This is a genomic window from Halomonas sp. KO116 (genome assembly GCF_000734975.2).
GTDB classification, from domain to species: domain Bacteria; phylum Pseudomonadota; class Gammaproteobacteria; order Pseudomonadales; family Halomonadaceae; genus Vreelandella; species Vreelandella glaciei.
In genome coordinates this window covers 3,928,088-3,949,783 of the sequence record NZ_CP011052.1, presented here as the reverse complement: position 1 = coordinate 3,949,783, position 21,696 = coordinate 3,928,088, and the positions used below count along the sequence as shown (strand labels likewise).

The following is a 21,696-nucleotide window of genomic DNA, read 5'->3' as shown; positions in this document are numbered from 1 at the left end:
GGCAATCGTTCGTCGACAAAAAGCTATTTTTCGCCATACTGAGAAAACGTGTCATACCCCTTGAGTGATTTTTATGGCCTCATCAATGGTGGCTCCCAGGGCCTTTATCCAGCAGCAAAACCTTGTCGAGCAAGTTGCCGACTATTTGACCCAAGCGATTATTCAGCAACACTTTTTACCCGGCGAACGGCTCTCGGAAGTACAGCTTTCCCGTGACTTGGGCGTTAGCCGTGCACCGGTTCGCGAGGCCGCTCGTTTGTTGGAAAGCCGTGGCTTATTAATATCAAAACCACGCCGCGGCTTTTTTGTTCGCGCGTTGAATGCCGTTGAACTCGAAGATGTGTTTGATTTGCGGCTATGCCTTGAGCGCCATGCCATTGACCGCCTGGCAGAGCGCTATACGCCTGAAGCCCAGCGTGCGCTTAAGCAACAGGTAGAGGTGCTTTGCGAGGCCGCAGCCGGTAACGATGGCACGCGTCGGATTGAAGAGGATCTTCAGTTCCATCGCCTGATGCTGCACTACGCAGGCAACGAGCGACTGTTGCGCGCCTTCGACGATTTAACCCATGAACTGCGCCTCTGTATCACTTTAATCACCAAAACCCATGAAGCCCCCGACACCATCGCCACCAGCCACTTTATGCTACTCGACGCGCTGGATAGCGGGAGCCCGGCCGAATGCCGTGAGGCGATTGATTACCACATAGGCGTTGCCCGCAAATTTGTAGTGAAGGGTGTGGGCGAAACCGGAGATAGTTCTGATGAAGATAGTGCCGATGAAGACGTTCTTTCACGCTGATCAGTGTCTGCATCAGCCGCAAACCTACTTCTCCCGTGGCAAGATGCGCACGCCTCAGGAAGTGCCAGAGCGGGCTACTCAGCTGCTGGCGGCCGCCAAGCGGCTAGGTTTTGCTATTCAAGCGCCCGCAGATCATGGCGTGGCGCCGCTAAGAGCGGTTCATTCGCTGCCCTATCTTCGCTTTCTCGAAAGTGCCCACCGGCGCTGGCACACGCTTGAAGAAGACTGGGGTGAAGAAGTGATCTCCAACATCTTCGTGCGTTCGCCCAACGCTTTGCGCGGCATCTTGGCGGAAGCCGGGCGTTATCTAGCTGACGGTAGCGCCCCGGTGGGCCAGCATACCTGGCAGGCTGCTTATTGGTCGGCGCAAAGCGCGGTCGCCGGGGCTGAGGCTCTGATAGCCGGTGATCAATTTGCCTATGCACTATCGCGCCCGCCGGGCCACCACGCGGGCATCGATTCCGCCGGTGGCTTTTGCTTTCTCAACAATGCCGCCATTGCCGCGCAGCACCTGACCTCGCGCTACCCCCGCATCGTCGTGCTCGACCCCGACATGCATCACGGGCAGGGTATTCAGGAGATTTTCTACCAGCGCGATGATGTTATGTATATCTCGATCCACGGCGATACCACCAACTTTTATCCAGCGGTCACCGGCTTTGAAGACGAGCGAGGGCAGGGCGCAGGGCTGGGCTATAACCTCAACCTGCCAATGCCCCATGGATCAGAGGAGTCGGTATTCTTTGACCGCCTGGAGCAAGCCTGCCAGGCCATCCGCCTATTCGAGCCGGATGCCATCGTGCTGGCGTTGGGGTTCGATATCTACGAACTCGACCCCCAAGCCAAGGTCGCCGTTTCTACCGCAGGGTTTGCTGAGCTTGGCCGCAAGGTAGCGGGCCTCAACGTACCCACGCTGGTAGTACAGGAGGGCGGTTACTACCTGGAAGGGTTGGAGGCCAATGCAGTGAGTTTTTTTGAGGGGTTGGTGGGTAAGGCGTAATCAGTAAGACAAGCCATCAAAGTGTCTGGCAAGATAGTCGTTTTCGAATCTCTATCGATCAAGGACACGGCATGGCCCACCTGCTACGCATCGTGATGATTCACGGCCACCTGGAAGGGGTGGTTGAACTGAGTGTGGACGGTCACACCAATATTTGCGGCACCAACGCCTCCGGTAAAACCACGCTACAGCGGCTGGTGCCGGTGTTTTACGGCGAGCTACCCAATAAGGTAGTGCCCAAAACGCGTATGAAGTTCGATGCGTTTTACTTGCCCAACCGCAACAGCTACCTGGTGTACGAATACCGCCGCGAAGCGGGCAATATCTGCCAGGCGGTGCTGACCCGCAAGGCCGAGGGCGGGGTGGAGTACCGCTTTGTCGGCGCGCCCTATCAGCCGGAAGACTATCTGGTCGAGAGCGACGCGGGCGTGGCGGCGCTGGACTACACCCAGTGGGCCAGCGGCCTGCGGCGCAACGGCACGCCGGTCTCCCCCAAGCTGGGCGCTACCTCTGAATTCCGCTCAGTAATCCAGAACGACTTTACCCAACTGCACGGCAACAGCCGCGATGGCCTCAAGCTGCGCCAGATCGCGTCGCAGTTCAGCCTGGTGAAACCCGAGCGACGCATCCGCCATATCGAAAAGCTGGTTTCTGCGGTGCATGCCAAAGAGGGCAAGATGGACACCCTCAAAACCATGCTGGCGGCGATTTTCGAAGAGGATGGCGTTGAGCTGCCTGTAACCCGGATTCGTAACACCAAGGCGCGGGAGTGGATTGCCCAGATGCGCCAATCCATGCGCCTGGAGCCGCTGCAGGCCTCGCTTGCCCGGCTCGCCGGTATCGATCGTGAACTCGCCGACCTGGATGCCACGCTGTGGCAACTGAAGCCCCAGCTGGAAGATGACCGCCAGCGGGCCGAACGCCAAATGGCCGATCTGGATGCCGAGCTTGCCCGCCACCAGCGCGAATTCCAGCAGCGGGAGAGCGACTATAGTGAGGCGCGGGATACGCTGAACGACCGCCACAGCGAAGTGGTCAGCGATTTGCAGCAGACCCAGCGCCGCCTCAACGATCTGCAAACCCAGTACGAGCAATACGCCGATGCGGACATGCCTGCCCTGGAGCGTGACATTAACGCGCTGCCCCAGTGGCGGGAGCAGCGTGACCAGCTGCGTACTCACTTGAACGTGATGCAGGACGCGGTAAAAGAGAGCCAGGCGCGCCTGGACGGACGGCTGCGCGAATTGTCTGAAGCGCTGGCCCGCCAGACTCGTGAATCCCAGGAACTGATCGACGCCCTGGTCGAAGAGAAAGCCCTGCGCCGGGAGCAGCAGTGGGAGACCGAGCAGCAGCTCAACGAACGCTACCAGCAGGAGCGGCAACGTCTTGAAGGCGAGTACCAAGCGCAGCTGGAACTTGGTGTCGAACAGCTAGCCGAACTCAAAGCGCAGCTCTCGCTCTCGACCCAGACTGCTGAAGAGGCCGAGGAAGCGGAGCTTGCCCAGGCGCGCCTGGATCAGGCCCAGCAGGAGCGCAACGCCTCGGCTGCTACCCTGGATGGCCTGCGCCGGGAGTTTGAAAGCCGCAAACGTGAGCGCGACAGTGCCGAACAGCAGCTGGTGCAACTTCGCCAGCAGTTGGAGCGCGCCGAGCAGCGCTGCTTTGCGCTTTATCAACAGCGTGACCCGGAGCAGGGCAGCCTGCGCCACTTCCTGCGCTACCATCGCCCCGGCTGGGAGCAGCAGTTAGGCAAGGTGATTGCGCCGGAGCTACTAGAACGGCGTGACCTCGCCCCGCAGCTGGCGGAAGGCGCGAGCGATGACCTATTCGGGCTGGCGCTGGATCTTTCCGCCATTGCTTTGCCCGATTACGCCCAGGATGAAGCCAGCCTGCTGGCCGCCATCGAAGAGGCGGATGGCGCCAAACGCCGGGTGCAAACGGAGTGCCAGGCTGCCGAGAAAGCTCTCAAACAGCATAACGAGCGGGTGCAGCAGGCCGATGAAGCCCAGGATCAGGGCCGAATGGCCCACAAGCGCGCCGAGCAGGAAGTCGAGTTTGCGATAGAGGCCCGCCGCCAGCAGCATGAGCGCCACACCAAGCGCCAGCAGGAGCGCCGCGCAGCCCATCAAACCGCGTTAGCCAGCCAGGAGCAGGCGCAAAAGGAGCTGCGTGAAGAGAAGCAGCAGGCGCTCGCCGCCCTTAGCGAGACCCATCAAAGCCAACTGCTGGAGCTAAAAGCCGACGGCCAGAGCCAAGTGGATAGCTTGGATGCCCAACTGCGTCAGTATAAGCAGCAGTTGAGCGACGCCAATACCGAACACCAACGCCAGCGCGCGGAACTGGAAGAAGCCTTTAGCCAGGAGCTGGCCGAGCAGGGCGTCGACCCCGCCAAGCTAAAAGATACCAAGGAGCGCCTGGCAAGCCAGGATGAACGCATCCGCGTCACCGCCGCCCGTCAGGATGAACTCACCGAATACACTCGCTTTATGCGCGTTGAGTGGGGGCAGCACAAGCCGCAGCTGGTCGCGCAAGAAGCCGAGCTGGAGCAGGCGGAGCAAAAGCTGCAGCGGGATAAAGAGCACCTGAAAAATGACTTCCAGGCCGCGCGCAAAGCCCACCAAAGCACGGTCAGCACGCTGAAAACCCAGCGGGAGAGCGAATACGCCTGCCTGGAAGCCTTGAAGCCGCTACTCACCCAACTGGAAAGCTTGGCCATTGAACCCGACGGCCAAGCGCCCGGTACGCCACTGGGCGATGTGGACGAACGCATCGAGCGCGCCCGTCAGGCGCTGGGCAATCGCCACCAGCTTATCGAGCAACTGCGCCGTGGCTGCCTGGAGGTGGAAAGCCAACTGATCAAGGACGCCAGCAGCGGCTTTGCCGAAGCGCTGGAGAGCGAGCGCAGCAAACTGCAGAGCGATAACCCGCGCCTACAGCTGCCGCTACTGCGCGACATGCTCAAACTGCTGGAAGATCAACAGCAGCAGCTGATTCAGGAAGGCCGCAACCTCAGCGACGACCTGGATAAATTCTTCACCGTGTTCCGCGACCTGAACCGACGCATCAGCGCCCAAAGCCGTCGACTTTCCGAAGAAGTCGCCGATGACCTGCGCCTGGAAGGCATCACCAAGGCCGAAGTGCGCATCCAGTCCACCATCGATGAGCTGGGCTTCTGGGAGCCGCTGAAGCTGTTTGCCCAGCGCTATAAAGAGTGGCGGGAATCCGGCCAGACGCTGCCCAGCGACGACTACCTCAACGCCCTGGCAGACGTGGTCGACTTGCTGCGCAGCGACCAGCAGTACAGCTTCGAAAGCCTGCTGCGCCTGGAGCTGCACCTGAACGAAGGCGGCACCGATCTGGTGATCAAGAACGACCGCCAGCTGCTGGAATCCTCAAGCCACGGCATGGCGTATCTGATTCTGTGCAAGTTCCTGCTCGCCTTTACCCGCCTGCTGCGCGGCGATGCGGAGATCGCCATCCACTGGCCCATCGATGAGATCGGCACCCTGGCGTACCACAACGTCGAAAAATTGTTCGACGCCTGCGACAGCAACCGCATTCATATCGTCGGCGCGTTTCCCAACCCCGAGTCCGACGTACTGCTGCTATTCGCCAACCGCTATTTGATTGACCGCGATGAGGCCAACCCCAATAAGCGAGTGCTAAAACGCATCGAGCCACGGCTAAGCCGCCTGGCCGAACGGCTCCAGGAACGTCAGCAGGAGGTGACGGTATGATCGAACATGGCCCACTGCTAGAGCGCCTGCTGGCCGGGGAGTTTGTCTGCCCGATCAGCGATGAGAGCGGCTATCGCCATCTCACCAATGAAGAGACCCGGGAAGAGATCGATACCTACCTGCGGCCGCTTAACCGCCGCCTGGCCAGCAACGAAGACGGCAGTGTCTACTTTCTGGCCTGGCGTCAACTCAACGACAACGCCCGGGATCAGCTCTCCCGCCAACTCGGCGATACGCTCAATAGCCTGCTGCCGCTGCTGGAGTGGCTGCAGCTGGTTCAAGAGGCCCTGGGCCGCGATACCCTGGCCGCCCCCGGCGATGTGCTCAAACCCGCAGAATTCAGCGCCAAGTGCGAAGACAACCAAAGCCTGCGCGAACGCCTGGAACGCCTGGCCACCGACAGCTTTTTTGGCTCACAAAGTGACCAGCTCGATGCCCAGGTAAAGCAAGTCTTCAAGCGCCTGAAAGAGCACGGCTACCTGCTTCAGCCCCATTCAGAGCGACAGGTATTCGTGGTCACCGGCAAGATCGACTACCTGGTGGATCTGGTGCGCTTTATTCGTGATGAAGAGAACCTGCCCATCGAAGAGGGCAGCGAAGAAGGCTCCGGTTCCCAGGAGGCCCTTTTGTGAGCGTAAGTGCTAACGGTAACGGAGAACACGCTCTGGAAAGCCGCCTGCTCAAAACCGGCAGCGAACGGCTGGCGTTGCTCGGCAAGCATGCCGATGTGCTGATGCAGGCCTACACCCGCGATGAGGTGCCACTGGAATCGCTTAGCGACAGCGCGCTGCGCAAGCTGTTGGCGGCGCGCATTCTGTGGCGACCCGACGAGCAGAGCGGCGTGAAGCTGGCGCCCAAGGTGCGCGAACTAATCGCCGAGATGCTTGCCGACGAGACCCGCCGCCATGTGAACGCCGATGTAGCGGAAACCCTGGAGCTGATTCGCGCCCTGGTTCACAGCTACCGGGAGGCGCGCAGCCGCGGCGAACACTGGCGGCTAGAGCAGCAGTTGATGCGCCTGCGCCAGGAGGTCGACGACCTGAACGGGCGCTTTGCCGATGCCATCGACAGCTTATGGCAGCGGCTGAACAGCGATTTCGGTTTCGTCAGCCAGCTCAACGACAAGATCCGCGAAAACGACCGCGCCCAGAAGCAGATTGCGAGGCTGCTGGACGGCCTGGCGCTGATCGACTTCGACGAACTGATCGAACTGGTGGGCAGCGATGGCAGCCTGCGCAAGCTATTGATCAGCCAGCTCCAGCAGCAGTTAAGTAACCACTACACCGGCCTGCGCGAAGTACAGCGGCGCTTGATCGAGCTGATGGCGCGCTTTCGCAAGCAGCAGGCGCGCAGCCGCCTGATCAGCGGCATGGCCGCCTTTATGCGCGAACATCCTGGCTTTGTGCCGGGCAACTATGCACGGCGCAGCGAGGTGCCAGGGCTGGTCAATCAAGCCGCACCGCTAAGCGCCGCGGCCGCCCCGGCGCTGGATCGCAACCTGGATAGCCGGTTGCTCGCCGAGCTGCTGCACCAGCTACCCCAGCCGCGCCACACCACGCAAACCGTCGAAGCCGCGGCCCCTGCCCAAGCCCAAGAGAGCAGCCTCGCCGCCGCCCGCCAGCAGGCGCTCAAGCAGGATGTGGAACACTTCTATTTGAGCGTGATCGACCAACCTCAGGCGGAGCCGGTCAGTGCCCTTGAGTACCTGCGTGAAAGCCCGCTGGAATGGCCGGATGAGATATGGCTCTTCCAGGTGATTTCCGAATACCAGGGCCTGCCGCGCAGCGATCAGAAAGCGTTTCGGCTCAAACAGCAGGAGAGCCAGGCCAGCCAATTCAATCACCTGCGCCTGATCCACGATGTAGAACTGCAGCTGGCCGTATGAACCTACCCAGCCGCGCCCGCAATGGCCTTAACGGCGTCGCCCGCGAACTTCTCCGCCAGCCCACGGTGGAGAAGCCGCGCCGCCAGTGGGTAGACGACGTAGTAGCCTGGTGCCACCAGCACGACATTGACCTAGCCACGCGAATTAACAGTAAAGCGCTGCGCTTTGACGCCGCCTTGCTGGCACAAATCAATGACGTGCTAGAAAGCGCCCGAATAGCCCCGCTAGGCCGCTCACTCAGCGGCCTAACCAGCAGCGCCCAGGCGAAAGAGGGCGTGGAGGAAGACAAAGCAACCCGCGAAAGCCCCCGTGCAAGAAGGGTACTCGTCAGCTTTCCGTCTCAACCAGTAGCGGGGCTTGCCAATGAACCACATGCCATTCGCGATGTGGATGTACTGGGGTTAAAGCTAAGCGCGTTCAGCACTCTAATCCAGGTCGAAAACCTGGACAGCTTCTATGAATTTTCGCCGGATATTCCTGCGCTAAGGGGCTACACAAACCCGCTGGTCGTCTACCGAGGCGACAGCCACTACGGCGGCGGCTTTGCATTACTAGCAGAGGCGTGGCACAAAACCCGCCGAACACACATCTACGCCGGAGACTTCGACGTCAAAGGCATCACGCTGGCGCTAGACAGCAACGCCACCCACTTCCTCCTGCCTACCATCGAATGGCTCACCCAAAACGCCACGCCATTGCACGTGCCCGCCGAACAGTTTCCCTACCAGCGTAGGCTGCGCAAACACCTCGCTGCGCTGCCATCTGCTCATCCATTGCGTGAGTATCTAAAGCTGATATTGGAAAAACAGCGCGGGCTAAAGCAGCAGTGGCTTGGTGGGCAGTTGATCTGTGTGGGGCTGATGTAATTGCTTACCTGTTGATCGCGAGACCCCTGAATTATGCCCTTCGACGGTAGGCGCATTGTTGAGTGATGCGCCAGCGGCAGTATGATTGAAATCGGCAAAACGAGAAGGCACGCGAATTTTGGATATGCCGCCAAATTTTGCTTTGCGAACAATAGAAACAATGGGATAGAGTAAATTTCTGCGGCAGCATAACCTCAATAAATGTGCCATCGCGTTTACTGAGGTTATGTAGCCTTCCGTATAATCACTGTTAGACCACAAAAGGAGAATTGCGATGACCCAAAATTCAGGATGGCCTCGAGACCAGTACGATGGTCCTGGTGGGGGTGCGTACGACGGCCCCGGGGGGGGGTTGTATGACGGGCCTGACGGCGGTATGTATGACGGACCTGGTGGAGGCCTATACGACGGGCCCGGCGGCGGCCTTTATGATGGTCCGGGAGGCGGCTTGTACGATGGGCCCGGTGGCGGCCTTTACGACGGTCCAGGCGGCGGTCTTTACGACGGTCCGGGAGGCGGCATGTATGACGGTCCTTCCTCAAATCCGTACAGCAGTAATATCCCGCCGTGGCGTGTCTTCATCCGAGAGCTTGAGCGTCGTGGTTTAACTCGCGCCGCGCAGTTGATTCGCTCTCGCTTGCCGCGTTAGGCCTCGCAGTGTTGTGGTCTAACAAGTCATTCAAGCCGACGCCACTTCGCGGCGCGGCTTAATTCAGGCGTTAGGTTTCTCTATGGCTCTTACTAAAGCTCAGATTCAGGATGTTGCTGAGCGTATTTGCAGTATTCTTGCATCGCACGCTGCTCATGGACTTGCAACTTCATCGCTTGAAGGGATGGGCGAAATTACACTCCGCGACAGTATGGTTGTTGCCGCTGCTGCAGCTGGGTCAGAGCAAAAGCAAGCGTGGGTGCTAACCCGAGAGGTATTGCCTACGGGGTGGACTGATTCAGCTGTTGACCTGACGATTTATCGACGAGGGAACAATGATGAGCTCCGTGAGGTAGGCGCCGTTGAACTAAAATGGTGGAGACAAGAAGATAAAGGCAATGCCTCAAATCGTCGTAGGGATTTGGTCAAAGATTTTATTCGAGCTGGAGCGCTGTACCCGAGTATGGAGTCATTTTCGTTCGTGGCACTACTATCAACAGAAGTATCGTGGGATACAACAACGGCAACTCGTCAAGCGGATCAACCTGCAATGGAGTTGGTATCTGGGGCAGACTCCCAGAAATGGAAAATTGAGGATTTAAAAGGCTGTCCTGCCATTAGGGGCGCCTTGCATTCGCTGAATGGCCGGGTTCCGATTCCGAACATCTTTCACACAAAAGTCCTGGCTACTCTGGATCTGCATTTGGCATCTGGTCGAACTGCCTTTGCTAGGGTATGGAGTGTGAATAAACCTCAGCGGACTAAGGTTCTGTCAAAAGATGATGTAAAGAAACTGCTTAAGTAGCGTCGTTTTCAAATTTTCGATTTTTTTGTCGTAGGTGAAAACCTAACAAATGCAGGCACAGCGACGCCCACTGCATTGCGCCTTCAGCTTCATTCCATGGGCGCGCATGCTGCAGGCGTTGAGGCTGTAGAAAAACCTCGCTGACGGCTAAGTTTTGGTAGGATCGAGGAAACAGACGAGGAGTGTTCAGCATGCCGCGCTTCAAGGCTTATAACTACGATCAGAATGCCATGGTGGTGATCAACTACCAGGATCAGCTCCAGCCAGGCACCTTTGAACACGCGGTGCACTACCTGATCGAGCACAAGCTCGACTTATCCGTTTTCCATCCCAAGTACCGCAACGATGCGACCGGTCGGCTGGCCGATGATCCGGCTATCTTGTTGAAGACTATTTTGTTTTTTACTTAAAAGGCATCACCTCTAGCAGTGAAATGCAGTGGAGCTGTATGATCAATATTGTTTTCAAAGCCCTTTCCTGCGATACCATTCCCCACTTCACCACCCTCGCCAGTAAGCTATACTGATGAAATATTAAGAAAACTCAGCCAGATGAAAGGACTGAGCTAAAAATGAGTACGAGGGGCAATAAAAGTAACTCGGCATGGGGGGCTACAGCCTCGTTAGCTTTTTCTTTGTATCTAGAGGTAAATAATGAAGACTTGCTACATGTGTGAGAAGGCTGCGGTATCAAGCGAGCATGTCCCTCCGAAATGCCTGTTTCCGCAATCTAAAGATATTAAAGGCCCCAATCTTAGGCTGCACCTGATCACTGTGCCAAGTTGTGATATCCACAATAGCGCGAAGAGTAAGGATGACGAGTTTTTGATGGTGGCTCTTGCCGGTATATTCGGGAATAACTCAATAGGCTACCAACATAAGTTCACTAAGGTTAATCGTGCGATTAAGCGTTCTGCTAATCGTTTATTGGATGCGGCATTTACCAAAAGAAAGCACTATTTGCTTGAACGGGATAATGATTACCTTGAAATTATCTGGGGAACATTTGATCACCTTCGGTTGCAAGAATGTTTTACACATATCGCGTATGGACTTTATTTCCATCACTTTCAGCGCCGTTTTGAGGGGCAGACAAAGGTGTTAATGGGGTATCTGCACAGTTCAGATGCGAGCAATAACACTTTTGTTCAATTCATAAAATCACGAGCGGCTATTGACTTGAAAGAGGTGGAGAAAAATGGTGATAATCCGGATGTTTTTTATTACCAGTTCGTAGATCCGGATGAGCATGGTATTTTTATGCTTCACATGAGGTTTTATGGAGGTATTGATATTTATGTTTCATTTTTACCTGAGGGTAAGCCTAAACCGTTTAATCTTGCTATCGAGTTGATGAATGCAGGCATTGAAACAGTCATAGATCTCGATGGTAATGAGTATCGAGTAAACTCAAAAAGCTAATAAGGTGTTTAAAAGTTGATGTCCAATGCTTGGTGTTTTCAGTTATAGATTGGGTTTTGTGTTTGCGGTGCACTGATTTATGATTGCGTTGATCATGCTTTAATGCGGCGTTATGGCTACTATCCAAGAATAGTTATTCATCCCTAAACAGACAGCCACCAAACACCATGAATTTACTCTTCCTCGGCACTTCCGCCGGTGTACCCACCAAGCAAAGAAACGTCTCCGGGGTCGCCTTGCGAGAGAGCAAAGGGAAGGGCTGGTACCTGATCGATTGTGGTGAGGGCACCCAGCATCAGGTCTTGCACACGAAGCTATCGTTCCATTCATTGAAAGCCATCTTTATTACCCACGTACACGGCGACCACTGCTATGGGCTGCCGGGTATATTGGCGAGTGCGGGAATGGGTGGCCGAAAAGCGCCGCTTACCATAGTGGCGCCCGCAGGCATCAAGGCGTGGTTGGAAGCTACCTGTGAGGCCACGCAGTTAGGCTTACCCTTCGCCTTGGAGTTTATCGACTCGGACGAGCTGCCAAACATTGAGTTTGAGAATATTGAGGTTGCCACCTACACGCTTTCACACCGGGCGCCGTCCTATGCTTATGGGTTTACGGAGACAAAGGTCGATGCCGCCTTGGACGTGGATAAGTTAGCGCAAAAAGGGATTCCGAGAGGGCCGTTGTGGGGGCAGTTGAAGCAAGGGTTTGATGTTGAGTTTGAGGGTGAGCGGTTAAAAAGCCATGACTACCTGATCTTCAAACATAAGCCGAGAAAAGTGGTGATCGCTGGGGACAATGACCAGCCTGACTTGTTGATGGATGCCTGCGCGGGCGCGCAGGTGCTGGTGCATGAAGCCACCTATACCGAAGAGATGGCCCAGAAGGCCGGTGATGTGGGGCATAGCTACGCCAAGCTTGTCGCCGCGTTTGCCGAATCGGTACAGCTTCCCAACCTGTTACTGACGCACTTTAGCCCCCGTTACCAGCTCAACCCCCACGCGTCCCCATCCATCGAGGACATCCGCAAGGAGGCCCAGCACGTCTATTCGGGTGCGCTTTACCTGGCGCAGGATTTTGGCGAATACACCCTGGATAAAGCGGGCCACTTTGCTGAAGTGGCGGGCGAATAGCTGCTTCCATCCCGCCGCCCCTTGAGTGCTTTTCGTTCAGGTCATTCGCGTAGGTTAGTCTCGGCAATAGCCTTCGCCTGTTGCTACTACCAAGCAGTCTTCCTTTTCCAATAGCCACTTCATGCCAGTGGCTTCGCCGTCGCCCGTTCGAAGCAGCTGTGGGCCGTCCTCGCGGTTGAAGCGAATGCCCTCGGCGGTGGCCTGTCCTTCGAAGGTGCCGACTTGGTCGTCATCCAGGCCGTAGCGCATGTGAAGGCGATAATGGCCCGGGCCTGCAGGCTCGTCCTTGCTGATTTCCAGGAATAACCCTTCTACGCCAATCCATCGGCCGAGCCATTGGTCGGTCCTCTGGTGGTGGGGCTGGTTTTGCTCGGTTGATGTATCCGGAGCAGGCGCGTTAGATGAAACGGTGTTGTTGTTACTGCACGCGCTTATCAGCAGCATGGCTATGAGTGCTAACGCTGCTTTTTCCATGGCTGTCTCCTTGTCAGTACTGCCGTTACTCACTATATACACGTACCATGCTTTCTTTAGTTTGTTCGAATTTTTAGATATGTCGAAGGGATATACAAATGCAGAAGGTAAGAATCGACCTAGTATCCGATGTGGCTTGCCCATGGTGCGCGATCGGTTACCGGCGCTTGGAGCAAGCGTTAGAGACACTCAATGGCGAGATCGACGTTGAGCTGGTCTGGCAGCCTTTTGAGCTGAACCGCGATATGCCGCCCGAGGGCGAGCCGATCCTGGAGCACTTGTGCCGCAAGTACGGCAAGGACGCGGCCAGCATGGAGCAGTCTCAGCGCGAGATTATGGCCGCCGCCGAAGAGCTTGGGCTGAATTTCCGCGGTGCTCTGGAGCGTCGGGCGAATAATACCTTCGCTGCCCACCGCGTGCTGGCGTGGGCCGCAACGCAAAATCTAGAGACGCCCCTGCAATTGGCACTGTTCGAGGCCTACTTCGGTGAGGCGAAAAACCCTTCAGACCCAGAGGTCCTACGCGAGAAGGCCATTGAGGTCGGCCTTGATGGTGATGCTGCCGAGGCCATCGCCCGGTCTGATCAGTACGCGGATGAAGTGCGAGCGGCAGAGCAGCACTTTATGGAGGCAGGGGTGAACGCCGTACCGGCATTTATTCTAGATGGACGCTACCTGATTTCTGGCGCCCAGCCCGCCGACGTGTTGGTCGATGCGCTTCGTCAGGTGGCCGAGGAAAACGCTAGCCGCTAATGTCCCTGTTCCACTGTGCTTCGCGCTAGCAAGATGCCAATAGGCACACGCTTTGCTACACTCGTCCCATGAAGCAAATTAACTGGAATGCTGAAAAAAACCAGCAGTTGATGAGTAAGCGTGGCGTCTCCTTCGAAGATGTCCTGTTTGCTCTTCAGTCAGGTGGCTTGCTTGATGATGGGCCTCATCCAAACAGGGATAGGTATCCGAATCAGCGGCTGTTTGTGATTCGAATTGATGGTTACGCTTGGCTGGTACCGTACGTCGAGAATGAGAGAGAAATTTTTCTCAAAACGATTATTCCCAGTCGCAAGGCCACCAAGAAATTTCTAGGAGGGCAATATGGCTAGGACTAAATTAGAGCCTGAAGAGCAAGAGTTGCTTGAGGCATATGATTCCGAGGAGTTTGAATCGGATCTGAATGCTGATCGTCGGGAATATCTCACGAAGGCAGCGGAAGAAACGTTCAAGAAAGACAAACGTATCAACATTCGTATTTCCAGCCGGGATCTGGAAGCGCTTCAGCGCCGAGCGTTGGAAGAGGGGCTGCCGTACCAGTCTCTGGTTTCCAGTGTTCTTCACAAGTATGTTTCCGGTGGCCTCAAGGACATTTCTGCTCACAAATCAGGACAGCGGAGACGCTAGCGCAATCCAGGCCTATGTGGGGGATTCGCAATGAGTAAGTGGAATAAAGAAGAGCAGGATATTCTGGACGCATTTGATGCGGGAGAGTTGCAGCGAGCGACAGATGTTGAAGACAGAAATGCAAAGCATCAGCAGTATGCTGAGGCGATGCTCAAGAAAGATGCCAGCATTCTTCATAAATATGTGGAAGGACGCTTGCATTAGGCTCGGTAGTTAATCCGCCTATTCATTGAGTCAGAGCGCTGGCTCTCTCAAAGCCAGCGCTCAAGCCCTTGCTTCAAAAACTCTCAACTTATCGCTGGCTTGGTCGATGGAAACAACACCATCCAAGTGGCCTCGATTGCCTTCCTGGGTTACCGGTGCCGCCCACTTCAATCAGAGCAGTAATGCGAGCGGCGGCAATGCCATGCAGGGGTTGCTCAGTAGGCGTTTCGCCTGAGCGCATGGGAAACGGCAGGATGTTAAAACCTTCTACCTTCTTCAGTATAAAGAAGGCGAAGCTAGCCCGAGAAAAAGACAGTCAGACTATCCAGTTTAATGAAGTATGGCTGATCTACGGGGTAGCTCTGAACTTGGCGCCGCGCGATATTGATGTGCTATAAATATGCGCATACAGTAAGTGCATAGTTATGCGCGAGGAGTGAATCATGCAAGCCGCCGAAGCGACCAAATCTAGACGCAAGCCAACGAACTTATCGCTAGATAGTGCCCTTCTAAATGAGGCCAAAGCGCTGGGAATCAATGTTTCACGATCAGCAGAGGCAGGGATTGCGGAGGCGGTGAAGCTGCATAAGCAGAAGCAGTGGTTGGAGGACAATGCCAACGCCCTTGCAAGCTCGAATGCATACGTTGAAGCGAATGGGTTGCCTCTTGCACGGCACCGTCAGTTCTAATGGCCCGTTTCGATATCTTTGAAAACAAGGGTGGGGATGGCTATCTGCTGGATGTTCAGACAGATCTTCTCAGTGGTTTGAACACACGAGTGGTCGTGCCACTGCTGCCCAAATCCTCGGCACCGTCTCCTGCTCAAAGGCTAAACCCGGTGTTCAACATTCAGGGCCAAGAGGTTGTCATGGCGACTCAGTACATGGCTGCTGTGCCTGAAGGCGAATTGTGTTTTATTGCGGGTAGCCTTGCTGAGCAGCAAGACGAAATTTCTGCGGCATTGGATATGCTGTTTTTGGGATTTTAAGGTTGAGCTTGTAGGTATTTCACCGATTGCGTCGTATTGGCCGCACTTGAGCTGCTCTGCAATGAATGCATTAAAATGTTGGCAAAAAAAGCAGTGCTGGTGTGATAAACGCTGGCTTTAGTCTAAAAGCCAGCGCTCCCCCCCTTACTTCAAAAACGCCCGCAACGTATCACTCGCTTGATTGATGGAAACAACGCCATCCAAGTGGCCTCGATTGCCTTCCAGAGTTTCAAGCGTCACGTCGGTGCCGTCAGCCTCAATCAGCTCGGCGGTGCCGCGCACGCCTTCGGGGGCGAAGACGAGATCGTTTTCGCTATACAGCATCAGTGTTGGTGCTTCGATAGCGGCAAGTCCTTCCTCTAGTGAATCGCCGTGGCCTGCCATAAAGGTTTGGTTGGCGCGCACCAGGTAGAGTAGGTGGTTGGCATCGGACGTCTCGGCACGAGCGGCGGCGATGTCATCCAGGGTTTGCTCAATTGCGTAGCGGGCGTTGATATCTTGAGCCGGGTTGCGTTCTTCATCGGCCCAATCGCGGTTAAAGGTTTCGTTAGCCCACTGCCAGTGGTTGGCGTTGAGCGTGACCAGCTTTAGCGCTTCTTTTAGCCCGTCGATAGGTGGTTCGCTGTCGTAGTAGTTACCCTCGTTCCAGTTGGCATCCAGTCGAATTGGCGCGGCCCAGGCGCTTAGCGTGGCCAGCAGCCAGGGGTCGGCAACGCCGCCGCCGATAACCGGTATCAGACGCTCGACTCGGTCAGGGTAGGCGCTGGCCCACTCGATGGCCTGTAGCGCGCCCATTGAGGCACCCATCACCGCATGCAGTGATTCAATGCCTTGGCTTTCGAGTAGCTCGCGCTGTACCTCGACAAAGTCGCGGATGGTGACGACTGGGAAATCCATCCCCCAGGGCTCGCCGGTATCGGGGTTGATAGAAGCGGGCCCGGTGGTGGTGACGTTGGGGTCATTGGCACCGAGGTTGACCAGGGTATCTGAGGAGATGATGTAGTACTCATCGGTATCCAGTGGCTTGCCAGGGCCAATGATGGCATCCCAGTAGCCGGTCGGCTGCCCATCTTCCTCATAGCGGCCAGCCGCATGGCTGGTGCCGGAGAAGAAGTGGGTAATCAGAATGGCGTTATCGCGGGCGTCGTTTAAATCACCGTAGGCTTCCCAGCCCACGGTGACCTCGGGAATGGTCACGTCCCCTTGGGTCGTGAAGTTTTCCATCTCGAAGGTCTGTTTTTCGACCACGCCATCCCAGGCCATTAGCGATGAAGAGGCCATTAGGCTGATACCGATCACGGCCGAGGCAGTGAGCAGAGGGTGCCGTTGTATAAGCGCCATAAGCGATCCTTAGATGAGAGGTTATTGTGGTTGTTATTGGCGACAGTGAGCTGCTGCCTTCTCAGCGTAGTCGGTTCTAGCGCATTTTAAACGGATTCGCTGCCCCCTCGTAAATGTGGTGCGATGTGATTGAGGCGCTTGCCTATAGGTATCGCGTAGTGGCACCGGATTTACCCACCTTTGCCAATCTAACCAAGACGATCGATCAATTTACGGAGCACTCGATCGCTACGCCAGTATCTAGGCAAGCGTTACCCCACCGGAGCGGTGCAAATAGACAATACTCAAGGGTTGAAGCTTTAGTGGCTAGAGGTTTTATAGTGAAGGGAAGGAATAATCCAAATGAGGTTAACAGATGGGACATCATCATGATCATGCCCACATTGATCCGGCCTCTGGCGACCGGCGTGTCAGCATTTCCATTTGGGCCAATGGTCTGTTAACCATCGCCCAAATCGTCGGTGGCATTCTGTCGGGAAGCCTATCGCTTATCGCTGATGCGCTGCATAATTTTTCTGACATGGCAGCGCTCGTCATTGCCTTTGCCGCCCGCAAAATCGCAAGACGGCCCGCCGATGCGCACATGACCTTTGGCTATGGCCGCATCGAGATAGTGGCAGCACTCATTAACTACACCACGCTCATTATCGTCGGCGTCTATCTGATTTACGAAGGCGCTATGCGCATGATCCATCCCCCTGAGATACAGGGTTGGATCATCGTTATCATTGGTGGGGTCGCGCTTGTCATCGATGCACTGACCGCCATGCTCACTTGGTCGATGCAAAAAGAGAGTGTCAATATACGCGCTCTGTTTCTGCACAACTTATCGGATGCGTTTGCCTCCATCGCCGTGATTATCGGCGGCTCACTGATTTTGCTGTACGACATGCGTTGGGTAGATCCCGCCATTACGATAGGGATTGCGCTGTATATTCTTTACCTTGCCTTCTCAGAAATTGGTGGCCCTATCCGCACGCTGATGCTGGGATCTCCACCTGACATTGACGGGCAAGGTGTCATTGAAACCGTACGGAACATCGAGGGTGTCCAGGATATTCATCATGTGCACCTGTGGCAGATGCAGGAAAATGCGGCCGCCCTTGATTGCCACGTGGTCATGACGGAAGCAGGTTGGCAGCGGCTTGAATCAGTGAAAGCAGCGATCAAAGATCAGCTAAAAAAGCGCTTCAACATTGTCCATTCCAGCTTGGAGTTTGAGCATGTTGATCACGCGCATCAGGATGCCAACCTTTATGGGCATGAGTAACAGGCCAAAGCACGCTCGTTTAGATGTCTATTTACCATTTGGCTTCATGTCGTAGCGTCCCGGCCTAGCTTTTTAACTACACCTTTGAAACAGAGAGAGAAAAATGTTCAAAAAAACGTCTTTTATGCTTGCGGGTACGTTGATGCTAACGGCTGCCATCGTGATGGTATCAAAACCTGCACTCTTGGATATGCAAGCTGAGGCGGCCAGTGAGAATGGTGCCCAGGCCGAGAGTTCCTTGGTGCGTTCACACTCCCCAATCCTGGGGCAAGCAGACGCACCAGTGACGATTGTTGAGTTTTTCGACCCGGCCTGCGAAGCCTGCCGCGCCTTCTATCCACTTACCAAACGTATTCTGGAAACCTATCCGGAAAAAGTGCGGCTAATCGTGCGCTACACGCCTTTCCACGGCGACGTATCTGATAAGGCCATTCGTGTGTTGGAAGTCGCGCGTCGTCAGGGGGTGTTCGAACCGGTACTGGAAGCACTGCTGGCTCGCCAGGAGCAGTGGGCATCTCATGGCAGTTTTGATGAATCCGCTATCCTGGAAATCGCCAGCGAAGCGGGTCTTGATCGAGCGGCTGCCGAGGAACAACTTACCTCTGCTGACGTACAGGCGGTGATCGACCAAGACATGGCGGATGTCAGAGCAAACCAGATTCGCCAAACACCGACCTTTTTCATCAATGGCGAACCTTTAGACCCCTTTGGTATGCAAGCGCTGATTGATGCCGTAGAGAGACACGTACAGGCGACCTCTGAAGCAGAGGATGGCCAGTGATGCAGCGCCGGTGGCTTCGCCGTCACCCGCGCGGAGAAGCTGTGGGCCGTCCTCGCGGCTGAAGCTAATGCCATCGTCGGTTACTTGGCCTGCCGTTTTGGCAGTTTGCATGTAAAGCGGTGTCGGCCCAAACGAGACTCAGCGCATTTTAAACGGATTCAGCCCGTTGGCTTGCTGCATCATCATGCGCTTGGCGAACGGGAAGCGCTCGGCAATCTGCAGGCTTAGATCGCCTAGCTGGCGCAGCGGTTTGGACCCGGTAAACAGGTGATGAAACGTGTCGGTGGCGGCGATCATCGCTTGGTTGGCAGCGCGGCGCTGGCACTCAAAGCGCAGTAGGTTGACATAGTCACCGGGGTCGCGGCCCTGAACGATGATCTCGGCCAGGGTGTCGGCATCGTGCAGGCCGATATTTAACCCCTGGCCCGCCAACGGATGCACCACATGGGCGGCATCGCCAATCAGCGCTAACCGCTTGCCGATATAGCGGTGGGCGTGCTGGCGCTTGATGGGAAAGCTGGCCCGCGCCACGATGCGAATAAGATTACCCAGGCGTTTGGGGAAAGCCATTTCGATGGCGGCTTTCAGTGCGTCATCGTCCAACTGCTCGCGGGCTCTAGTAGTCTCGTCTCGGTCGTACCACACCAAGGAAGCGCGATGGCCAGGCAACGGCAGCATGGCCAGCGGGCCGGTGGGGGTAAACACCTGCCAGCTGACATCCTGCTGGGGCAGTTCGGTTTCCACGTTAATGATCATCGCCCGCTGGTGGTAGTCGTGGCTGTTAACGCTGATCCCCGCTAGCTCGCGCAGGGTTGATTGCGCGCCGTCGGCGCCGACGATCAAACGGGCGCTTAGGGTTTTGCCGTTATCCAGCTCCAGTAGTCGGCTGTTCGTCGCCGAGACTGTGCTTAACGGCGCGCACTGGGTGTAGCAGGTAACGCTGGGCAGCTGTTCTATGCGCTGCCATAGCGCATACTGCAGCGTACGGTTTTCGATAAAGATGCCGAAGTCTTTCATGCCGCTATCTTCAGCGGAAAACAGCGAATGGCCGGTGCCATCCTGGTTGGAAACATCAATATGACGAAACGGGCAGCTACGCTCTTCCGGCAGGGTGGTGCCGCTTGCCTTGATAAATGCCAGCGAGCGCGCATTCAGCGATGAGATGCGCAGTTCATAATCGCCGCTGGGTGGGGTAGGGGCATCGCCTTGCTCAACCAAACCCACGGAGAAGCCCGTATGGCCCAAGCGCGCCGCCAGCGCGGCACCGACCATGCCGCCGCCGACAATGATGACATCATGGTCGTGTTGCTCAGACTGTTGCATCATATGCTCCTTAAATGAGGTGCTTTTGCGCATTGCGCAGGCATTGCTTGTCATACAGTATCGTTGAGTTTGAGCAAGATTGCCTAGAGGTGAACGATTGACGCAGGTCGTGGAAATAGCCAATAGCGTTACCCAGGCGGGTGAGGAGCTGGCAGCGTTTATTCAACAGCACCCCAAACTGTGGGTGATTACTGGTGCGGGCGTAAGTACTGACAGCGGCATTCCGGATTATCGTAATGCAGATGGGCAGTGGAAGCGCCCGCCGCCGGTGCAGCATGGCGATTTTATGAGTTCTTATCACGTTCGCCAGCGCTACTGGGCACGGGCGCTGATCGGCTTTAGCGCTCTGCGCGAAGCCCAGGCCAGTGGTGCGCACCGTGCGCTGGCCGCGCTGGAGTCGCGGGGCTATATCCAGCAGTTAGTGACCCAAAACGTTGACCGTTTGCATCAGCGGGCTGGTTCGCGACGGGTGATCGACCTGCATGGCCGGGCGGACATGGTGAAGTGCATGGTGTGCGACTACCAAATGATGCGCCACGCCATGCATGCCGAAATGGCGCGCATGAACCCTAGCTTTGCAGGCTTGCAGGCGGGGCACGCCCCGGATGGCGACGCTGACCTGGAAACCGATTTCAGCACGTTTCGTATTTTCGACTGCCCGCGCTGCAGCGGTATCTTAAAGCCTGATGTGGTGTTCTACGGCGATGTGGTGCCCGCCGAACGGCGGCTGGCAGCCCAGGTAGCGCTGGCCGAGGCGGATGCGGTGCTGGCCGTGGGCACCTCGTTGATGGTGTTTTCAGGCTACCGTTTCTGCCGCGTCGCCCATGAGCGGGGCATGCCGCTGGCGTCGCTCTCGCTCGGCGTCACAAGGGCAGATGCGCTATTGACCCATCAGTGGCGCGCGCCGTTGACGCCAGTGCTGGAGCAGGCAGTTCGCTGTTTGCAGGGCACTTAGTCCTGTTCAGCGCTAGCGCGCCTTTGATACCCACGGATTATCTTCCAGCCAGAGTCGCCATGGCGCATCGCGGTGCTCGGGCTGGGCGTAATCGATACCCACACGTGGGCCGCTGGCTATTGAGGCGTCGTGTGTTGCTGCGCTAATCCACAGCTTGTCCGCCTGGGTCATATCATGGCCATACAGCGCTTTATCAATCGTTAACGCACGCGTGAGCTTTCCTGGGCCATTGCTCAGCTGTTTCCCCGTTGCTTGGCGGGTAGCGCGCATGGCGGTCTCGTTGGCTATGGGCTCCACCGCACGAATCAATACCGCGCAGGGTGAGTCTTCCGGTTCAGTCACCACGTTCAGTAGCCAGTGCATGCCGTAAACGAGATAGACATAAGCGTGGCCAGCGGGGCCGAACATCGCTTCTGTTCGCGGTGAGCGGCGACGGTGGGCATGGCAGGCAGAGTCTTCGGCGCCGCAATAAGCCTCGGTTTCGACAATTCTTGCTGCCATTTGCTCACCGTTATGCTCACGCACCAGCCAGCAGCCGAGCATGTCACGCGCCACTTCTAGCGTGTCGTGGTTATAAAAATCTCTGGGCAGTGGCGTCAGTACGCTCTCTTTAACATTTGGCATGTTTGGCAACATCGCCTCGGCGTTTAGTTGAGTAGAATGCTAGGGTA

General features: G+C 56.3%; 23 protein-coding genes and 1 pseudogene. 20 read left to right on the top strand and 4 right to left on the bottom strand.

Translation table 11 applies throughout. The features are described 5' to 3' along the window. Positions 1–73: 73 nt before the first annotated feature. The 11 genes and pseudogenes from KO116_RS18005 (at position 74) to KO116_RS17950 (ending at position 12,292) form a co-directional block, all read left to right on the top strand. Positions 74–799, top strand: coding sequence for a GntR family transcriptional regulator (locus KO116_RS18005; RefSeq protein WP_035564523.1), 726 nt, complete (start codon positions 74–76; stop codon positions 797–799). Further along, on the top strand, positions 777–1,799 hold the full coding sequence (locus KO116_RS18000) for a histone deacetylase family protein (RefSeq protein WP_035564521.1): 1,023 nt from the start codon (positions 777–779) through the stop codon (positions 1,797–1,799). Before KO116_RS18005 ends, KO116_RS18000 begins: the two co-directional genes overlap by 23 nt. Before the next feature lie 71 nt (positions 1,800–1,870). Further along, complete coding sequence (locus KO116_RS17995; protein ID WP_035564519.1) at positions 1,871–5,536, top strand: ATP-binding protein; 3,666 nt, start codon at positions 1,871–1,873, stop codon at positions 5,534–5,536. After that, positions 5,533–6,168, top strand: a complete 636-nt coding sequence (locus KO116_RS17990) for a condensin complex protein MksE (protein ID WP_022520046.1) — start codon at positions 5,533–5,535, stop codon at positions 6,166–6,168. The genes KO116_RS17995 and KO116_RS17990 overlap by 4 nt, the downstream gene beginning before the upstream one ends. Beyond that, positions 6,165–7,421 (top strand): hypothetical protein, encoded by a 1,257-nt coding sequence (locus tag KO116_RS17985; RefSeq protein ID WP_035564517.1) that lies wholly within the window; start codon positions 6,165–6,167, stop codon positions 7,419–7,421. The genes KO116_RS17990 and KO116_RS17985 overlap by 4 nt, the downstream gene beginning before the upstream one ends. Next, positions 7,418–8,287 carry a DUF7281 domain-containing protein gene (locus KO116_RS17980; protein ID WP_035564515.1) on the top strand — a complete coding sequence of 290 codons (870 nt, stop codon included), beginning with the start codon at positions 7,418–7,420 and terminating at the stop codon, positions 8,285–8,287. The genes KO116_RS17985 and KO116_RS17980 overlap by 4 nt, the downstream gene beginning before the upstream one ends. 274 nt (positions 8,288–8,561) lie before the next feature. Further along, complete coding sequence (locus KO116_RS17975) at positions 8,562–8,936, top strand: hypothetical protein (protein WP_082072641.1); 375 nt, start codon at positions 8,562–8,564, stop codon at positions 8,934–8,936. Between the two features lie 82 nt (positions 8,937–9,018). Continuing rightward, entirely contained in the window at positions 9,019–9,741 is a 723-nt protein-coding gene (locus KO116_RS17970) for a hypothetical protein (protein ID WP_035564511.1), read from the top strand. Positions 9,742–9,932: 191 nt separating this feature from the next. After that, positions 9,933–10,255: pseudogene (locus tag KO116_RS17960) on the top strand (transposase); the annotation flags it as partial. A 139-nt stretch (positions 10,256–10,394) separates the two neighbouring features. After that, positions 10,395–11,162, top strand: coding sequence for a hypothetical protein (locus KO116_RS17955; RefSeq protein WP_035564505.1), 768 nt, complete (start codon positions 10,395–10,397; stop codon positions 11,160–11,162). A gap of 167 nt (positions 11,163–11,329) precedes the next feature. Next, the gene (locus tag KO116_RS17950; protein WP_035564503.1) at positions 11,330–12,292 is read left to right on the top strand and encodes a ribonuclease Z; all 963 of its coding nucleotides are present in this window, start codon (positions 11,330–11,332) and stop codon (positions 12,290–12,292) included. 54 nt (positions 12,293–12,346) lie between these two features. Here the strand turns inward: KO116_RS17950 and KO116_RS17945 are convergent, their stop codons facing one another. Then, on the bottom strand, positions 12,347–12,799 hold the full coding sequence (locus tag KO116_RS17945; protein WP_235272423.1) for a hypothetical protein: 453 nt from the start codon (positions 12,797–12,799) through the stop codon (positions 12,347–12,349). Between the two features lie 65 nt (positions 12,800–12,864). On the opposite strand from KO116_RS17945, the gene KO116_RS17940 reads away from it, so the two are divergent. The 6 genes from KO116_RS17940 to KO116_RS17915 all read left to right on the top strand — a co-directional run bounded on the left by KO116_RS17940 (position 12,865) and on the right by KO116_RS17915 (position 15,355). Then, positions 12,865–13,518: a DsbA family oxidoreductase gene (locus tag KO116_RS17940; protein WP_035564499.1), complete on the top strand. Its 654-nt coding sequence runs from the start codon at positions 12,865–12,867 to the stop codon at positions 13,516–13,518. A 68-nt stretch (positions 13,519–13,586) separates the two neighbouring features. After that, on the top strand, positions 13,587–13,868 hold the full coding sequence (locus KO116_RS17935) for a BrnT family toxin (RefSeq protein WP_035564498.1): 282 nt from the start codon (positions 13,587–13,589) through the stop codon (positions 13,866–13,868). After that, positions 13,861–14,163 carry a CopG family antitoxin gene (locus KO116_RS17930; protein ID WP_035564496.1) on the top strand — a complete coding sequence of 101 codons (303 nt, stop codon included), beginning with the start codon at positions 13,861–13,863 and terminating at the stop codon, positions 14,161–14,163. The genes KO116_RS17935 and KO116_RS17930 overlap by 8 nt, the downstream gene beginning before the upstream one ends. Positions 14,164–14,193: 30 nt before the next feature. Beyond that, positions 14,194–14,367 (top strand): hypothetical protein, encoded by a 174-nt coding sequence (locus tag KO116_RS17925; protein ID WP_200897106.1) that lies wholly within the window; start codon positions 14,194–14,196, stop codon positions 14,365–14,367. A gap of 443 nt (positions 14,368–14,810) precedes the next feature. After that, a complete protein-coding gene (locus KO116_RS17920; RefSeq protein ID WP_035564494.1) occupies positions 14,811–15,056 on the top strand; it encodes a type II toxin-antitoxin system CcdA family antitoxin in 246 nt (81 codons plus the stop codon). Beyond that, positions 15,056–15,355: a CcdB family protein gene (locus KO116_RS17915; protein ID WP_035564492.1), complete on the top strand. Its 300-nt coding sequence runs from the start codon at positions 15,056–15,058 to the stop codon at positions 15,353–15,355. The genes KO116_RS17920 and KO116_RS17915 overlap by 1 nt, the downstream gene beginning before the upstream one ends. A gap of 144 nt (positions 15,356–15,499) precedes the next feature. On the opposite strand, the gene KO116_RS17910 is transcribed toward KO116_RS17915, so the two are convergent. After that, entirely contained in the window at positions 15,500–16,696 is a 1,197-nt protein-coding gene (locus KO116_RS17910; RefSeq protein ID WP_035564490.1) for an E22 family MetX-like putative esterase, read from the bottom strand. 355 nt (positions 16,697–17,051) lie between these two features. Between KO116_RS17910 and KO116_RS17905 the strand changes: the two genes are divergently transcribed. Further along, positions 17,052–17,966, top strand: coding sequence for a cation diffusion facilitator family transporter (locus KO116_RS17905; RefSeq protein ID WP_035564488.1), 915 nt, complete (start codon positions 17,052–17,054; stop codon positions 17,964–17,966). Between the two features lie 103 nt (positions 17,967–18,069). After that, positions 18,070–18,747 (top strand): DsbA family protein, encoded by a 678-nt coding sequence (locus tag KO116_RS17900; protein WP_035564486.1) that lies wholly within the window; start codon positions 18,070–18,072, stop codon positions 18,745–18,747. 138 nt (positions 18,748–18,885) lie between these two features. Here KO116_RS17900 and KO116_RS17895 read toward each other — a convergent pair whose 3' ends face one another. Beyond that, positions 18,886–20,070, bottom strand: coding sequence for a UbiH/UbiF/VisC/COQ6 family ubiquinone biosynthesis hydroxylase (locus KO116_RS17895; protein WP_035564484.1), 1,185 nt, complete (start codon positions 20,068–20,070; stop codon positions 18,886–18,888). 97 nt (positions 20,071–20,167) lie between these two features. Between KO116_RS17895 and KO116_RS17890 the strand changes: the two genes are divergently transcribed. Continuing rightward, on the top strand, positions 20,168–21,025 hold the full coding sequence (locus tag KO116_RS17890; protein ID WP_045812170.1) for an NAD-dependent protein deacetylase: 858 nt from the start codon (positions 20,168–20,170) through the stop codon (positions 21,023–21,025). 12 nt (positions 21,026–21,037) lie between these two features. On the opposite strand, the gene KO116_RS17885 is transcribed toward KO116_RS17890, so the two are convergent. Continuing rightward, positions 21,038–21,649, bottom strand: a complete 612-nt coding sequence (locus tag KO116_RS17885) for a DNA-3-methyladenine glycosylase (RefSeq protein ID WP_035564482.1) — start codon at positions 21,647–21,649, stop codon at positions 21,038–21,040. Between the last annotated feature and the right edge of the window lie 47 nt (positions 21,650–21,696).

Bases quoted from the DNA above. Each gene is read 5' to 3' on its own strand.
- KO116_RS18005 (WP_035564523.1), top strand. From the start codon at position 74: ATGGCCTCATCAATGGTGGCTCCCAGGGCCTTTATCCAGCAGCAAAAC.
- KO116_RS18000 (WP_035564521.1), top strand. From the start codon at position 777: ATGAAGACGTTCTTTCACGCTGATCAGTGTCTGCATCAGCCGCAAACC.
- KO116_RS17995 (WP_035564519.1), top strand. From the start codon at position 1,871: ATGGCCCACCTGCTACGCATCGTGATGATTCACGGCCACCTGGAAGGG.
- KO116_RS17990 (WP_022520046.1), top strand. From the start codon at position 5,533: ATGATCGAACATGGCCCACTGCTAGAGCGCCTGCTGGCCGGGGAGTTT.
- KO116_RS17980 (WP_035564515.1), top strand. From the start codon at position 7,418: ATGAACCTACCCAGCCGCGCCCGCAATGGCCTTAACGGCGTCGCCCGC.
- KO116_RS17975 (WP_082072641.1), top strand. From the start codon at position 8,562: ATGACCCAAAATTCAGGATGGCCTCGAGACCAGTACGATGGTCCTGGT.
- KO116_RS17970 (WP_035564511.1), top strand. From the start codon at position 9,019: ATGGCTCTTACTAAAGCTCAGATTCAGGATGTTGCTGAGCGTATTTGC.
- KO116_RS17955 (WP_035564505.1), top strand. From the start codon at position 10,395: ATGAAGACTTGCTACATGTGTGAGAAGGCTGCGGTATCAAGCGAGCAT.
- KO116_RS17950 (WP_035564503.1), top strand. From the start codon at position 11,330: ATGAATTTACTCTTCCTCGGCACTTCCGCCGGTGTACCCACCAAGCAA.
- KO116_RS17940 (WP_035564499.1), top strand. From the start codon at position 12,865: ATGCAGAAGGTAAGAATCGACCTAGTATCCGATGTGGCTTGCCCATGG.
- KO116_RS17935 (WP_035564498.1), top strand. From the start codon at position 13,587: ATGAAGCAAATTAACTGGAATGCTGAAAAAAACCAGCAGTTGATGAGT.
- KO116_RS17930 (WP_035564496.1), top strand. From the start codon at position 13,861: ATGGCTAGGACTAAATTAGAGCCTGAAGAGCAAGAGTTGCTTGAGGCA.
- KO116_RS17925 (WP_200897106.1), top strand. From the start codon at position 14,194: ATGAGTAAGTGGAATAAAGAAGAGCAGGATATTCTGGACGCATTTGAT.
- KO116_RS17920 (WP_035564494.1), top strand. From the start codon at position 14,811: ATGCAAGCCGCCGAAGCGACCAAATCTAGACGCAAGCCAACGAACTTA.
- KO116_RS17915 (WP_035564492.1), top strand. From the start codon at position 15,056: ATGGCCCGTTTCGATATCTTTGAAAACAAGGGTGGGGATGGCTATCTG.
- KO116_RS17910 (WP_035564490.1), bottom strand. From the start codon at position 16,696: ATGGCGCTTATACAACGGCACCCTCTGCTCACTGCCTCGGCCGTGATC.
- KO116_RS17905 (WP_035564488.1), top strand. From the start codon at position 17,052: ATGGGACATCATCATGATCATGCCCACATTGATCCGGCCTCTGGCGAC.
- KO116_RS17900 (WP_035564486.1), top strand. From the start codon at position 18,070: ATGTTCAAAAAAACGTCTTTTATGCTTGCGGGTACGTTGATGCTAACG.
- KO116_RS17895 (WP_035564484.1), bottom strand. From the start codon at position 20,070: ATGCAACAGTCTGAGCAACACGACCATGATGTCATCATTGTCGGCGGC.
- KO116_RS17885 (WP_035564482.1), bottom strand. From the start codon at position 21,649: ATGCCAAATGTTAAAGAGAGCGTACTGACGCCACTGCCCAGAGATTTT.